We start from the raw sequence: 15,501 nt of genomic DNA, 5'->3' as shown, positions 1-15,501 counted from the left end.
TGAATGGGCAATACAGTTCGTTTGGACAAATATCTTACCGATATGGGTGTTGGAACAAGAAGTGAAGTAAAAACTTATATCAGAAAAGGACGGGTTCAGGTAGATGGACAAGTTGTAAAAGGGTCGGATATAAAAATAAACATAACCGATACCCAAGTACTATTTGACAATAATATAGTACAGTATGAAAAATTCGTCTATTATATGTTAAATAAACCGGCGGGAGTAGTGTCTGCAACTACGGACAATCATTGCACTACAGTTGTAGAATTGATTAAAGAAGCAAATAGCAAAGAAATCTTTCCTGTGGGAAGGCTGGATAAGGATACAGAAGGCTTATTACTGCTTACAAATGATGGAGAGCTGTCCCACCAACTACTTTCTCCCAGAAAGCATGTTGCAAAAGTGTATTATGCCAAAGTAAAAGGCTGCGTAACTGAGGAGGATGTTCAGTTATTTGAAAAAGGAGTAAAAATCAATGAAGAATTTACAACCTTGCCTTCAGTTTTGAATATTATAAAATCAGATGAAATATCAGAAATTGAATTAACTATCTATGAAGGCAAATTTCATCAGGTAAAACGAATGTTTCTTGCTGTAGGAAAAGAAGTTATATATTTAAAACGCCTAAGCATGGGAAGTTTAAAATTAGATGAAACCCTTATTCCGGGGGAATATAGAAGGCTTACCAAGGAGGAAATTGATTCTCTTAAAAGCAGTTAGGAAGAAAATAAAATTAGAAAAGGTGTATAAATGTTTAATAATGTTAAAGCAGTTTTATTTGATTTAGACGGCACTCTAGTGGATTCCATGTGGATGTGGAAAGATATTGATGTTGAATTCTTAAATAAATATGGAATGGAGTATCCGGAAGGCTTACAAGAAAGTATTGAAGGAATGAGTTTTTCAGAAACGGCAGAATATTTCAAAAGCCGATTTCAGTTAAAACAATCTTTAGAACATATCAAAGAAGAGTGGAATGAAATGGCCTGGCATAGATATACCAGCCAGGTTCCACTAAAAGAAGGAGCATTAGAGCTGCTTAAGTATTTAAAAGAAAATAATATAAAGGCAGGTATCGCAACCAGTAATTCCAGAGAACTTGTGAATTTGATTGTTCAAAAATTAGAAGTGGAATCTTATTTTGGTTCTATTCGAACTGCCTGTGAAGTAGAAAAAGGAAAGCCATCACCGGATATATACTTATTAGTAGCAGAAGATTTAAATGTCAAACCGGAAGAATGCCTGGTATTTGAAGATGTACTTCCGGGGGTTATGGCAGGAAAGAATGCCGGAGCAAAAGTCTGTGCCGTATATGATGCGTATTCTGTTAAAGATACGGATGTGAAAAAAGAAGCTGCAGATTATTATGTTAGTTCTTTTTTTGAACTTCCTATATTTCAGGATAAGAAACCGGATTATAAACTAAATATTGAATTAGAAAACTAGATATTAATAGAAAAATAGACATTAATAGAAAATTTAAATATTAATAGAAAATTAGATATTGAGAGATCAGAAAAGCCAATACTTTGAAAGGCCAACTTATGAAGATATTAATAGTAGAAAAAAATGAAGCCGGACAGCGTTTAGATAAGCTTTTAATGAAGCAGCTGAATAAAGCACCTAAAAGTTTTATTTATAAGATGCTGCGTAAGAAGAATATAACCCTAAACGGTAAAAAAGCCGAAGGCTCTGAAATAACCAAAATGGATGATGAAATTAAATTCTTTTTATCCGAGGAAACTATAGAAAAATTTAGTGAACAGAGCGATACTACAGTAGTAGAAAGAGAATTTGACATCGTCTACGAAGATAGCAATATATTAGTAGTAAATAAACCTGCAGGTTTATTATCCCAAAAATCAGTGCCGGAGGATGTGTCTTTAGTGGAGCAGGTAATTTCCTATTTACTAACTTCTGGGCAGATTACCCAGGAGGAGTTACAGACCTTTAAGCCCTCAATCTGCAATCGCTTAGACCGCAATACCAGTGGGTTAGTAGTGACAGGAAAAAGCTTAATAGGACTTCAGACCATGTCGGGGTTATTCCGTGACCGATCTCTTCATAAATATTATCTTTGTATTGTAAAAGGTAAGATGGAGAAACCTGGACAGGTATCCGGATACCTGAAAAAAGATAAGAAGACCAATCAGGTTACAGTAAGTAAAGGTAAGATAGAAGAGGGCGACTTCATTCAGACGGAATATGAACCGATTAAATATAATGAAGATTATACGTTATTAAGGGTAAAATTAATAACAGGAAAGACACATCAGATTCGTGGGCATTTAAGCAGTATAGGACATCCTATTGCAGGTGATACCAAGTACGGTAACGGGAACATGAATAAGTGGTTTAGAAAAGAATTTGGTCTGGAACATCAGCTGTTACATTCTTACCAAATTATTTTTCCTAAAATGACAGAGGAGTTTCAGCATTTAAGCGGAATGGAATTAACTGCAGAAGAACCGGAGTTATTTCAAAGAATAGAAAAACAATTGTTTCACTAAGGGTGCTGAAAATTGCTCCTTCCAAGAGGTGCGTCATACTTGGCGGGAGATTAGGACAATAATTTTCGGATACACCCAGAAATGGAAGGAGGATTAAGTATGCCGTTATGGAACTCCAGAGGCCTTAGAGGGTCGTCGCTGGAAGAACTAATCAATCTTACCAATGTAAAATACAGAGAAAAGAAATTGGCATTGATTCAAAAGATTCCTACGCCTATTACTCCAATTAATATAGATAAAGAGAAGAGGCATATTACTTTAGCATATTTTGAAGAAAAAAGTACGGTGGATTATATTGGGGCCGTACAGGGGGTTCCGGTCTGTTTTGATGCAAAGGAGTGCGCTGTAGATACCTTTGCAATACAAAACATACATGAACACCAAGTAAATTTTATGAAAGAATTTGAGGAACAGGGAGGCGTTGCTTTCCTGTTGATTTATTATTCAAAGAAAGATTATTATCATTACCTGCCCTATAAAAAGCTTTTGGAATTTTGGGAAAGAGCCAAACAGGGAGGAAGAAAAAGTTTCCGCTTTGAGGAACTAAACCCGGGGAATGAAATACAATGTATCAATCATGTATTTGTCCACTACCTTGAGAATTTAGCAAAAGATATAGAAAACCGTGAATAAAATAAGGGCAAAAATTACATAAAAACATTTATAGGAGAAGTAAGAATTTGATTATACGAGAAATAAGAACTTGATTATAGTAGAAATAAGAATATGATTAGTTGACATACTTAAAACTCTATACTATAATTATTTAAATTATTATGGTAATGAATTATCACGTTACCATGTTAAAGCAAGTGAAGTAATAATGAAATAAAAAGTTCTTTGCGTAAAAAGCAGCGCGGAAATATGGAAAGGTTGAAAGTGTCTTATCCTTTCAATCGGTGCTTTGTGCTACCCACAAAGTTTCCAGACTTTGAAAGGAGCAGGGTAAAATATGATAAATAAATTATTGCATACACCGGAAGGCGTAAGAGATATATACAATGGTGAATGTGAAAGCAAATTGCAGCTTCAGAACCGGCTTCATCAGGTTATGAAACTCCATGGATTTAAAGACATTCAGACTCCGACCTTTGAATTTTTTGACATATTCAATAAAGAACGGGGTACAGTAGCAGATAAGGATATGTATAAATTCTTTGATAAAGAAGGAAATACACTGGTTTTACGTCCGGATATTACTCCCTCCATAGCCAGATGTGCCGCAAAATATTATAAGAATGAAGAACTGCCCATACGTCTATGTTATATGGGAAGTACTTTTATTAATAATAGCAGCTACCAGGGAAAGTTAAAGGAATTCACCCAGTTAGGCGCGGAATTAATGAATGATAGTTCCATTGATGCTGATGCTCAGATGCTTGCACTTACAATTGAGTGCTTATTGCAGGCAGGACTTAAAGAATTTCAGGTTGAAATAGGAGATGCTGACTTTTTCCGGGGCTTAGTGGAAGAAGCAGGGTTTAATGGAGAGGAAGAGAACCAATTTAGAATTCTTATTGAGAACAAGAATCTGTTTGGAGTGGAAGAAATTATATCAAATAAGGATATATCTTCTAACTTAAACAATTTTCTTAAATCTTCCTGAATTATTCGGTTCTTTAGATAAATTCACTTATGTAAAGTCCTTAACAAAGAATGATAGGGCGTTAAAAGCAATCAAACGTTTAGAAGACTTATATTCCATATTGACCATATATAAATTAGAAAAATACGTATCTTTTGATTTGGGAATGTTAAGTAAATACAATTACTATACCGGTATTATATTCAAGGCTTATACTTATGGCACCGGCGAACCTATAGCCACCGGCGGACGTTATGATAATCTGGTGGGACAGTTTGGAAAACAAGCGCCTGCAATTGGTCTGGCATTCTATGTAGATCAGTTAATGCTTGCATTATCCAGACAAAAGAAAGGCTTGGAAATGACCGCTGAAAACACATTAATCCTTTATAAAACAATGGTACGTCAGCATGCCATTATACTTGCCAATCACTTTAGAAATGAAGGCATGAATATTGAATTATTACGTGTTAGAACAGATTTTACTTTAGAGGATTATATTGCTTATGCAAAGAGAAACAGAATAGGCGGTATTCTTTATTTTGAAACACCGGAAGTAATTAAAGTAATTAATTCTGATAGTGGAGTAATTCAAGAGGCAAAGTTCGAAGACTTCTTAAAGGAATAATCCAGTATCCGTAAACAATTAAACTTACTGAATAAACTTACTATGAAGCAGAAAGCAGATTATTACTAATGCAGTAAAAATACAATATAATAAAAAAAATACAGGAGCCGGATATTTATTATTGAGATATCACAAGGGCATAGATTGTTAAAATCATAGTAGGAGATAGGAGAAAATCGTATGAGATATTTAACCTTTGCACTAGCGAAAGGCAGGATGGCGAATAAAACATTGGATATACTGGAGCAGATAGGCTATACCTGTGAAGAAATGAAGGATCCGAAATCTCGGAAGCTTATTTTTACAAATGAAGAACAAAAGATTAAGATATTTCTGTCAAAGGCAAACGATGTCCCTACCTATGTGGAATATGGAGCCGCTGATATTGGTGTTGTAGGTAAAGATACCATATTAGAGGAAGGCAGAAAATTATATGAAGTAATTGATTTAGGAATCGGAAAATGCAGAATGTGTGTAGCCGGTCCTAAAGATGCAAAAAAGCTCCTTGAGAATGGTGAATTAATCCGTGTTGCAACCAAATACCCTAATATAGCTAAGGATTATTTTTATAATAAAAAACATCAGACAGTGGAAATTATTAAGTTAAACGGATCTATAGAGTTGGCTCCTATTGTAGGGCTTGCTGAGGTTATTGTAGATATTGTAGAGACCGGCTCTACTTTACGGGAGAATGGATTGGAAGTACTTGAGGAAATATGTCCATTGTCAGCCAGAATGGTAGTCAACCAAGTAAGCATGAAGATGGAAAATGAGCGGATTACCAAGTTAATTAATGATTTGAGAGAGGTTCTTGCTCATAATAAAGAATGATCCTTATCAAACATAAACATTAGATAACCAATAACCAATACACAGGTATAAAGAAAGGAGCTTCCCATGAAAATCATTCCATTAAATTCCCAATCCAAGATGAACATATTAGAAAACCTTTTAAAAAGAAGTCCGAACCAATATGAAGAATATACTAATGCTGTAAATAATATAATAGAAGATGTAAAATCCAGAAAAGACGAAGCAATATTTGAATACACCAAAAAATTTGATAAAGCAGATATCAATTCCGGTAATATCAGGGTGACCAAGGAAGAGTTTGAGGAAGCCTATTCTTTATTAGACCCTTCCATAGTAGAAGTTATACGTAAAGCTGCCAATAATATCGAAGCTTATCACAGAAAGCAAAAACAATATAGCTGGTTTGACAGCGAGCCGGATGGCAGTTTACTAGGCCAGAAAGTAACGGCAATTGGTGCGGTTGGCGTATATGTTCCAGGTGGCAAAGCAGCGTATCCTTCTTCTGTATTAATGAATGTTCTTCCTGCTAAGGTAGCCGGTGTTGAGAGAATAGCTATGGTGACACCACCGGGAAAAAACGGTAAAATATATGAAGGAACTTTGGTGGCAGCAAAAGAAGCGGGTGTTACAGAAATCTATAAAGCAGGCGGAGCCCAGGCTATAGCAGCATTAAGTTTTGGAACAGAAAGTATTAAGAAGGTAGACAAAATAGTAGGCCCCGGTAATATATATGTAGCCCTTGCCAAAAAAGCAGTTTATGGCCATGTAAGCATAGATTCCATAGCAGGACCAAGTGAAATCTTAGTTCTGGCTGATGAAAGTGCCAATCCAAGATATGTAGCAGCAGATTTATTGTCCCAGGCAGAACACGATGAATTGGCTTCTGCCATTTTAATTACTACTAGTAAAGAATTGGCAGAAAAGGTGTCGGAAGAAGTGGATAAATTTGTTGCACAGTTATCCAGAAAAGAGATTATACAAAAGTCATTAGATAATTACGGCTATATTTTATTAGCAGATACTTTGGAAGAAGCTATTGAAACAGCCAATGAAATAGCTTCCGAGCATTTAGAAATCGTTACAAAAGATCCTTTTTATGTAATGACAAAAATTAAGAATGCAGGGGCAATTTTCTTAGGAGAATACAGCAGCGAACCCCTGGGAGATTATTTTGCAGGACCCAATCATGTATTACCTACCAATGGAACCGCTAAATTCTTCTCACCTCTTAGTGTGGATGATTTTATTAAAAAATCCAGTATTATAGCATTTTCAAAAGAAGCGTTAGAACCAATTTATAAAGATATTGTGAAATTTGCTAATGCAGAAGGATTAACTGCACATGCCAATTCCATATCCGTTAGATTCGAAGAATAAGCAATGAATCAAACTATCTTAAAGGAACAAGCATCTTACACTTAGAAGAAAACCTCTTCATACTAGGAAGAATTTCATTCTTACAACCTTTGAAAGGAGCATGGTTATAAAAATGAGTAGAAATGCAAAAGTGGAACGAAAAACCAAAGAGACAGATATTATTCTGGAACTGAATTTAGATGGAACCGGTAAGGGGATGATTGAAACAGGAATCGGATTCTTTAACCACATGTTAGATAACTTTACAAGACACGGGTTTTTTGATTTGAATCTGGTTACAAATGGCGACTTACATGTAGATGCCCATCATACGGTAGAAGATACCGGTATTGTTTTAGGTCAGGCAATCCGTAATGCATTAGGGAACAAAAAGGGAATTAAACGGTATGGAAATGCAATTATTCCAATGGATGAAACTCTGGTATTATGTGCACTTGACTTATCCGGCAGACCTTATCTGGTATTTGACCTTCCTTTAACCGCTGAAAAAGTAGGTTATATGGAAACGGAATTAGTAAAAGAATTCTTTTATGCCATTTCTTACTCAGCAGGCATGAATCTTCACATAAAATTAATTCATGGCTCTAACAACCATCACATTATTGAGGCAGCATTTAAAGCTTTTGCAAAAGCCTTAGATCAAGCGGTTCAATATGATGAAAGAATTGAAGATGTGTTATCCACAAAAGGAACGGTGGACTAAAGGAGGTGCATTCATGTATAAAAAAATTATACCTTATATTAATTGTGAAAATGAAATAGCAGCTAATGTAATAAATGAGGCTGCCAAATATGATTATAGTGGCGGGGACGCATTATTTTTGTATAACTATTCCCTGGATGAAGTTTCGGAAGAGGAATTCTTATGTACAGTGAAAGAGGTAATCAAACAGGTTGATATTCCTGTATTTGTGGGATGCTATGTAAAACGTTTTGAAGATGTGAAGAAGGCACTGTATACAGGAGCTGCTTATGTAGTTATAAAGTATTCCATATTAAAAGACAAGAAGATTTTAGAGGAAGCTGTCAAACGTTTTGGAATAGATAAGATAGTAGTGGAGCTGGAAGATTATAAGGATATCCAAAAATCTGCATTCATGTCAGAATTAAAGGATTCCGGTGTGTACGCTATTCTATTAAAACATGTTGAATTAACTGGTGAAATTGTAGAAGCAATATCCTCTTTACAGCTGCCGGTTATTATTAGGGACAGCCTTACTAAAAATGATATTGCCAGCCTTCTAGAGCCTTCCAATGTACTTGGTGTTTCTACCAATCATTATAAGGATAAAGACTTATCGAAGGTTAAGATTTCCCTAAAAGCTCAGGATATTCAAGTTAACACCTTTGAAAGTTCCATGGATTTTCGTGATTTTAAGTTAAATGAGGCAGGATTAATCCCTGTTGTGGTACAGGATTATAAAACAAGTGAAGTATTAATGGTGGCTTATATGAACGAAGAAGCTTATCAAAAGACTGTAGAGACCGGTAAAATGACCTATTATAGCAGAAGCCGCCAGTCTTTATGGATCAAGGGAGGAACTTCCGGACATTATCAATATGTAAAATCCATGTCAATTGATTGTGATAAAGATACCATATTGGCAAAAGTTCTTCAGATCGGTGCTGCATGTCATACGGGAAACAGAAGTTGTTTCTTTACAGAACTGTACAAAAAGGAATATGATGATACCAATCCTTTAACTGTTTTATCCGATGTTTACAACATTATCTTAGATCGAAAGCAGAATCCCAAGGAGGGTTCTTATACGAACTATCTTTTTGATAAGGGAATTGATAAGATACTGAAAAAATGTGGAGAAGAAGCAACAGAAATCGTTATTGCTGCGAAAAATCCGGATTCAGAAGAATTAAAATACGAAATATCCGATTTTCTATATCATATGATGGTCTTAATGGCTCAATGTAATTTGGATTGGGACGATATAATAAAAGAACTTGCTCACCGCAGATGATGGAATACCTATAATTTAATTACAAAATAAATCAAAATGAAAAATGAATCAAACTAGAAATCCAGTATAAATGGAAATGCAGCCATTATACTGGATTTTTTTAGCTCTATATTAAAGTATTGCAAGGTACCTTTAAAATCCTCAGCACTGGATAAGATCCAAATGACAAAAACAACACTGGTTCCGATAGAATTATAGGTAAATTTGACGAATGACAATTGCTTTTGGCTTATAAATAAAATATACTTATTTAATAATATACAAAAAAGCATCTAAATATTACGCCTATAAGACAACGTGCATAAAACTGTCAGCCTATAGTGTAAAACGGAGGAACTATTTCATGAAAAAAAAGTGGTTTATTAAAAGTTTCATTTCTTTTGCATTTCCAATATTTATAGTAATCTTGTTATTCGGGGTATTTACTATATCTTTTGTCTATCATTCCGTTTTAAAAGAACTAAATAAAAACAATGAAAATCTACTGATTCAAATCCGTACTAACGTGGAAACCATTCTTAGTGAAGTTAATTCCTTAAGTTTGAATTTTGAATTTTATACAAAGACCTCAGAATATACCGATTATGTGGATGCCAGCAACAGCACCCCTGAAAAGCGGATGGTGGAGCAAGAAATGCTTAATTTCATGAATACACTTGCAAATTCCAGAATGTATGTACATTCCATTTATGTTTATATTAATAATCCCAAAAACAGTTTTATTGTAAGTAATGAGGGAAAGGTAAAACCGGAACAGTTTTTGGATAAAAAATGGCTTGAGGATGTCAGGCAATTAGAACAAAAAGATAGCATGACGTGGATTAGACATAGAGAAATTTCACGCTATTCTTTTGAAAAACCAACCAGTGTAATTACAGCCTACCGAAAACTATATATTGGTCTGAAACAAGTGGGAACTGTAGCACTTAATATAAATGCTTCTTATTTGGATGAGAGATTAAGTGCTCTAAAGCTTCTACAGGGTCAGGAGATAAGTATATACTCTGAAGATGGGGAAGAAATTTATACTTTTATTTATGGCAGTGAATCCGGTGATAGCAATAGCCATAATCCTAATATCCAGTATATTACAGTTAAATCCATCGATAATGGATATTCCTATATTTCCCGGGTTCCTATGCATCAGCTTTATGATTTTTCATATCGGGTCAGCCAGATAATCGCTGTTATATTATTAATCAGTATATTTATATTGCTTTTTGCCTCCTATATAATATCCAAACGAAATTATGAGAGAGTAATGGCAATTTATCGTATTATTGAAGCAGCAGATGCTTCCCATCCCCTTCCGGAACTGCCGTCAAAAGTAAAGGACGAATATGGATATATAATCCAGAATATGATAAAAGTTTTTATTGAAAGCCGTTTCATAAAAGCACAATTAGATGAGCGAAAAAGTAAATATGAGGCGATGGAACTGTTAGCCTTACAGTCACAAATAAATCCTCATTTTTTATTTAACACCTTAGAAACAATTAATTGGGGAATTGTAAAACATCTGGGAATCACAAATCATGTCAGTGAAATGTTAGGAAATCTTTCAGATGTTCTAAAATATTCCTTGAGTAATCCCAATGAAAAAGTTGCCATAAAGGAAGAAATAGCATATGCAAGAAGCTATCTCGCAATTCAGTTAAAGCGCTATCAGGAGCAATTTGAAGTAATATGGGATATTGACGAAGGGTTAGAAAATTATTACATAATAAAACTTGTTATACAGCCCCTTGTAGAAAATTCCATATATCATGGTATTAAAGAGAGAGAAGGAAAAAGTAAATTAAAAATTACACTGCATTCCAAAGGTACTCACCTATGTCTGCAAGTAATTGATACAGGCAAAGGAATGTCAAAAGATAGATTAAAAGAAATCAATCAAAATCTGAACACTGATCAAAATGATACACCTGGTCTGCATATTGGTATAAAAAATGTATATAAACGGCTTAAATTAGTTTATGAGAATCAATGCAGTCTGACTATAAAAAGCAAAGAGGAGTGGGGGACTATAGTGACCATTATTCTGCCCTGTGACAACTCCAGTGAAATTGAGAATTTTATTCCCTTTCATAAAGGCGAAACCAATATATAATAGCTGCTGATAGGTGGTGAATTTGCACTAATGTCAAATTGGAAACCCATGCAAAAGAAAAGAGTCAAATACAGTGTGTATTTTATCCAAAGTGCAATCTCACTAATAAAAAGCTGCTATGCTACAATGAAATTGTTAAAAATCACAAAAATTTTGAAAGGGGATCTTTATGAGAAAGAAGGTATTTGCGTTATTATGTGTAGCTCTGCTTTCCGTTACTAGTTTAGCTGGTTGTGCCTCAGCCAATAAATCGGAAGGAACAACAGCAGGAACGACAGAAACAACGGAAAAAGCAAACAAACAGGATACAAAGGCCAATAGCAATATCCGTTTTATGTGGTGGGGAGGTGAAACACGACATAAAGCAACGGTAGATGCATTGGAACTTTATAAAGGAGTCAATCCGAGTGCAACAGTAAAAACGGAGTATTCCGGCTGGGATGGTTATTTTGATAAACTAACAACTCAGCTTGCAGCGGGTACAGGTCCTGACATTGTACAGTTGTCCTATACCAATGTTTCCGAATATGTAGCAAGAAAACAGCTTGTCCCATTGGACGAGTACATTGAGAAAGGCATTATAGATGTTAGTAAGCTTTCTCAGGCAACTTTAGATATGTACCGTATTGACGGTAAATTATATGCAATTCCTGCAGGTGTAAGTACTTCTTTATTATTCTACAATAAAGATTACTTTGATCAAGCAGGAGTGGAATATCCAACCGACAGCTGGACTTGGGAAGATTACATGAAAGCGGCTAAGGAACTGACAATGGATACGGATGGCGATGGTAAAATCGATGTCTGGGGTACTGCATATATGGAAGACCCTGCCGGAGCGGACTTGACATTTAAAAAATATGTGTATGAACGTGGCGGTAAATTGTGGAGTGATGATTTAAAATCAGTGGCATTTAATACTCCGGAAGGTCTTGCCGCAGTGGAATTTATTAAGAAACCTTTAGATGAAAGCATTATGCCTCCTATGGAAATAACGGCTTCCAATCCTCAAAATGTTGATGATTTCCAGACGAAAAGAGTTGCAATGATTATTCATTATTCGCCTATTACCCAAGCCTATATGAGTGCAGGACTTAATTTTGGCATCGAACGTACACCAAAGGGTTTAGAAAAAGAGGCATTTTGGATTAATCCATCTATGGTATATAGCATTACAAAAGATTCCAAGTCTCCGGAAGCTTCTGCTGAATTAATTAACTTCCTTGTTAATAATGAAGAAGCAGGTGATATTTTAGCACTTGAGCGGGGTGTGCCAAGTAATGGACTTATTCGCAGCCGTATAGTAAATTCCCTAAGTGATGCAGAAATAAAAATGTTTGAATGTATTGAAAAATCCACTTCCGAGGATATTTCAAATGAACCATTTCCTGCAGGTTATATGGAAATTCATGCTTTATTTAAACGTGAGTTTGAGAATATGATGTATGGAAAATATACTCCTCAAGAATTTCTAGATGTAGTTGAGACAGAGTGTAACAAGATTCTCCAGAAATTTTATGAGTAATAGGTAATAGATAGGACTTATTATAATTAAAATGGCAAGACGGAACAAACTTCTTCCCTTGCTGTTTTAATTATAGGTCCTGATTTATCCGAAGGAAAGGAGTTTATTGTGTTCGGAGTAAAAACAAAACAAATAAGCAACACGAAATACAATAACAAAGAAGCATATTTATTTCTTTTGCCCTGGCTTATTGGTGTAGCGGCATTCACGATTTGGCCTATGATACAATCTTTAGGATTGTCCTTTACGGACTATTCCATATATGGTAATACCAAATTTATAGGGCTTGATAATTATAAAGAAATGTTTTTTGATGACAGAATGTTTAAAACCAGCTTGGTTACCACGCTTCTCTATGTACTTATGTTTGTTCCAGTTAAAACCATAGCTGCTTTACTAGTTGCTAAACTACTAAACAAGAAAATAAGAGGTATGGCAATTTATCGTACTATTTACTATATTCCGTCAATTATCGGTGCCGGTGTGGCTATGGCAGTTACATGGAAAATCCTATTGTCAAGAGATGGTTTTGTAAATCAGCTTTTAAGCCATATGGGATTAGGGCCCTTCGATTTTCTCACAAGCCCGGATATGGCCTTAGGAACTCTTGCAATGATGGGGGCCTGGCAGTTTGGTTCCGCAATGGTGGTATTTTTGGCAGCCTTAAAACAAGTGCCAAAAGACTTATATGAAGCAGCTGATATTGATGGCGCAAATAAAGTAAGACAATTTTTCAGCATAACGCTTCCTATGATATCCTCTACTATTTTATTTAATTTGATTATGGGAATAATTAATGCATTTCAGGTATTTACTCAGGTTTCCGTTATTACTAACGGCGGCCCCGCTGATTCTACATATGTATATATGCTGCATCTTTACAGGACTGCTTTTGAATCACATAGAATGGGCTATTCCTCCGCATTAGCATGGATATTAACCTTGATTATTTTAGCGGTTACCTTGTTAATATTCGGGTCTTCTCAAAAGTGGGTGTATTATGAAAATTAGTAAAAAGGCAGGTGTATTTCGATGAATGAGAAAGGGCAAAAGATAGTAAATCATATAATTTTAATTGCAGGCAGCTTTGTAATGCTATTTCCCATGATATGGCTAATCAGCAGTGCATTTAAACCGGGTGCAGAGATTTTTGGCAGCAGCTTTAAATTAATTAGTGATAATTTTACGTTACAAAATTTTATTGATGGCTGGTTTATAAATCCTACACATAGTTTTGGTTACTTTTTAAAAAACACCTTTATTTTGGTGGGAGTGGTAATATTAGGAACTGTTATATCCAGTGCTTTGACAGCATTTGCATTTGCAAGGTTACATTTTAAAGGGAAAGGGATATTGTTTATATTTATGCTGGCAACGATGATGCTTCCCGCACAAGTAACTTTGATACCTAAATATATTATGTTCAGTAATATCGGTTGGATCAATAGTTATCTGCCTTTTATTGCACCTGCTTTTTGTGCAGTAAATGGATTCCATATATTTTTAATGGTTCAATTTATCAGAGGTATTCCAAAGGATCTGGATGAAGCAGCATATATTGATGGCTGCAGCACATTTGGAATATTTATGAAAATCATTATGCCATTATGCAAGCCGGTATTATTCTCTATAGCAATATTTACATTTATTTGGACATGGGACGATTATATTAATCAATTAATATATATAAGTTCCGTTGATAAATTCACAGTATCTTTGTTTTTAAGAAGTCTGATTGACAGTACATCCAGTGTTGCATGGGGACCTCTCCTTGCCAATACCTTAATTAGTTTGTTGCCAAGTATAATATTATTCTTTATAGCGCAGCCCTATTTTGTTGAGGGTATTGCGACTTCAGGATTAAAAGGTTAAGAAGGAGCGTGTAAAATTGATAAATAATGATGTAATAAAATTGGCGGTTATCGGTTGTGGATTCAGAGGCTTCGCATACTCGGATTATACACTTAATCATCCGGATGAAGCAGAAATAGTATGTGCATGTGATATTAATCCTCAGAGATTAGAACAGTTTGGAGACAAATATCATGTTCCCGGAGAAAGGAGATTTCTCAATGCAAAAGCAATGCTAGAGACGGTAAGTGACATTGATTTAGTAATTGTAGCAAATCTGGATGCAGGGCATTTTGAAATGGCTAAAATGGTATTAGAAATAGGGTATAATTGTTTGCTGGAGAAGCCAATGTCTCCTGATGCATGGGAATGTCTGGAGCTTGTACGTATCGCTAAGGAGAACAACTGCCAGTTACTGGTGTGCCATGTATTAAGATATACTCCTTTATTCAGCACCATAAAACAACTTCTTGAAAAAGATGAAATTGGAAGAATTATTTCCGTTCATCATGCGGAAAATGTTTCTTATACACATATTGCTCATAGTTATGTACGTGGTAATTTTAAAAATTTAAGCCCTATTATACTGGCAAAATCCTGTCATGATCTTGACATCTTAAATTGGTTAATCGGTAAGAAGTGCAAAAAGATAAGTTCTTTCGGCTCATTAACCTATTTTAAAGAGGAGAATGCTCCGGAAGGTTCTGCAAAAAGATGTATGGACTGTTCTATTGAAGAAGATTGTCCATTCTCTGCATGCAAGCAGTATTTAACAGATAATACCGGCTGGCCCACAAGTATGATAAGTGTGGACACCTCACTGGAAGCAAGAACAAAAGCCGTGAAAGAAAGTGACTACGGACGCTGTGTATACCATTGTGATAATACAGTCTGTGATCATCAGGTTGTTAACATGCTATATGAAGATGATATAACGGTTTCTTTTAATTTAAATGGTTTTAATGCTACGGAAACCCGTGAAATACGTATATTAGGAACCAAAGGTGATATTCGTGCTAATTTGGAAAAGAATTATATTACGGTAAGAAGATTTGGCGGAACTTCTGAAACAACCATCCGTCCGAAAGTATATGCAGGTGCACATAGTGGCGGGGATGCCATG

At 35.2% G+C, this 15,501-nt stretch carries 13 protein-coding genes and 1 pseudogene; all 14 read left to right on the top strand.

Features of this window, described 5'->3' with window-relative positions:
• The first annotated feature begins 3 nt into the window (after nt 1–3).
• Nucleotides 4–723, top strand: a complete 720-nt coding sequence (locus RT261_RS10410) for a pseudouridine synthase (protein ID WP_313132337.1) — start codon at nt 4–6, stop codon at nt 721–723.
• A 30-nt stretch (nt 724–753) separates the two neighbouring features.
• Nucleotides 754–1,449: an HAD family hydrolase gene (locus RT261_RS10405; RefSeq protein ID WP_313132335.1), complete on the top strand. Its 696-nt coding sequence runs from the start codon at nt 754–756 to the stop codon at nt 1,447–1,449.
• Nucleotides 1,450–1,547: 98 nt separating this feature from the next.
• Nucleotides 1,548–2,513, top strand: a complete 966-nt coding sequence (locus RT261_RS10400; protein ID WP_313132334.1) for an RluA family pseudouridine synthase — start codon at nt 1,548–1,550, stop codon at nt 2,511–2,513.
• Nucleotides 2,514–2,612: 99 nt separating this feature from the next.
• Nucleotides 2,613–3,146, top strand: a complete 534-nt coding sequence (locus RT261_RS10395) for a Holliday junction resolvase RecU (RefSeq protein ID WP_313132333.1) — start codon at nt 2,613–2,615, stop codon at nt 3,144–3,146.
• A gap of 319 nt (nt 3,147–3,465) precedes the next feature.
• Nucleotides 3,466–4,726, top strand: a pseudogene (gene hisZ / locus RT261_RS20940) (ATP phosphoribosyltransferase regulatory subunit).
• A gap of 180 nt (nt 4,727–4,906) precedes the next feature.
• The gene (hisG, locus tag RT261_RS10380; RefSeq protein ID WP_313132330.1) at nt 4,907–5,557 is read left to right on the top strand and encodes an ATP phosphoribosyltransferase; all 651 of its coding nucleotides are present in this window, start codon (nt 4,907–4,909) and stop codon (nt 5,555–5,557) included.
• A 66-nt stretch (nt 5,558–5,623) separates the two neighbouring features.
• Nucleotides 5,624–6,916 (top strand): histidinol dehydrogenase, encoded by a 1,293-nt coding sequence (gene hisD / locus RT261_RS10375; RefSeq protein WP_313132328.1) that lies wholly within the window; start codon nt 5,624–5,626, stop codon nt 6,914–6,916.
• A 112-nt stretch (nt 6,917–7,028) separates the two neighbouring features.
• Complete coding sequence (gene hisB / locus RT261_RS10370; RefSeq protein ID WP_313132326.1) at nt 7,029–7,619, top strand: imidazoleglycerol-phosphate dehydratase HisB; 591 nt, start codon at nt 7,029–7,031, stop codon at nt 7,617–7,619.
• A 13-nt stretch (nt 7,620–7,632) separates the two neighbouring features.
• Nucleotides 7,633–8,892, top strand: coding sequence for a bifunctional phosphoribosyl-AMP cyclohydrolase/phosphoribosyl-ATP diphosphatase HisIE (gene hisIE / locus RT261_RS10365; protein ID WP_313132324.1), 1,260 nt, complete (start codon nt 7,633–7,635; stop codon nt 8,890–8,892).
• A gap of 343 nt (nt 8,893–9,235) precedes the next feature.
• On the top strand, nt 9,236–11,002 hold the full coding sequence (locus RT261_RS10360; protein ID WP_313132322.1) for a sensor histidine kinase: 1,767 nt from the start codon (nt 9,236–9,238) through the stop codon (nt 11,000–11,002).
• Between the two features lie 169 nt (nt 11,003–11,171).
• Nucleotides 11,172–12,527 carry an ABC transporter substrate-binding protein gene (locus RT261_RS10355; protein ID WP_313132321.1) on the top strand — a complete coding sequence of 452 codons (1,356 nt, stop codon included), beginning with the start codon at nt 11,172–11,174 and terminating at the stop codon, nt 12,525–12,527.
• 108 nt (nt 12,528–12,635) lie between these two features.
• Entirely contained in the window at nt 12,636–13,538 is a 903-nt protein-coding gene (locus RT261_RS10350; RefSeq protein ID WP_313132319.1) for a carbohydrate ABC transporter permease, read from the top strand.
• Between the two features lie 21 nt (nt 13,539–13,559).
• Nucleotides 13,560–14,399, top strand: a complete 840-nt coding sequence (locus RT261_RS10345; RefSeq protein WP_313132317.1) for a carbohydrate ABC transporter permease — start codon at nt 13,560–13,562, stop codon at nt 14,397–14,399.
• Nucleotides 14,400–14,415: 16 nt separating this feature from the next.
• Nucleotides 14,416–15,501: Gfo/Idh/MocA family protein (locus RT261_RS10340; protein ID WP_313132315.1), on the top strand; the 1,086-nt coding region annotated here is incomplete at its 3' end.

The organism is Anaerocolumna sp. (genome assembly GCF_032079385.1).
GTDB lineage: Bacteria > Bacillota > Clostridia > Lachnospirales > Lachnospiraceae > Anaerocolumna.
Note: the sequence above shows the minus strand (reverse complement) of the source record. Positions and strands in the feature narration are given on the sequence as shown.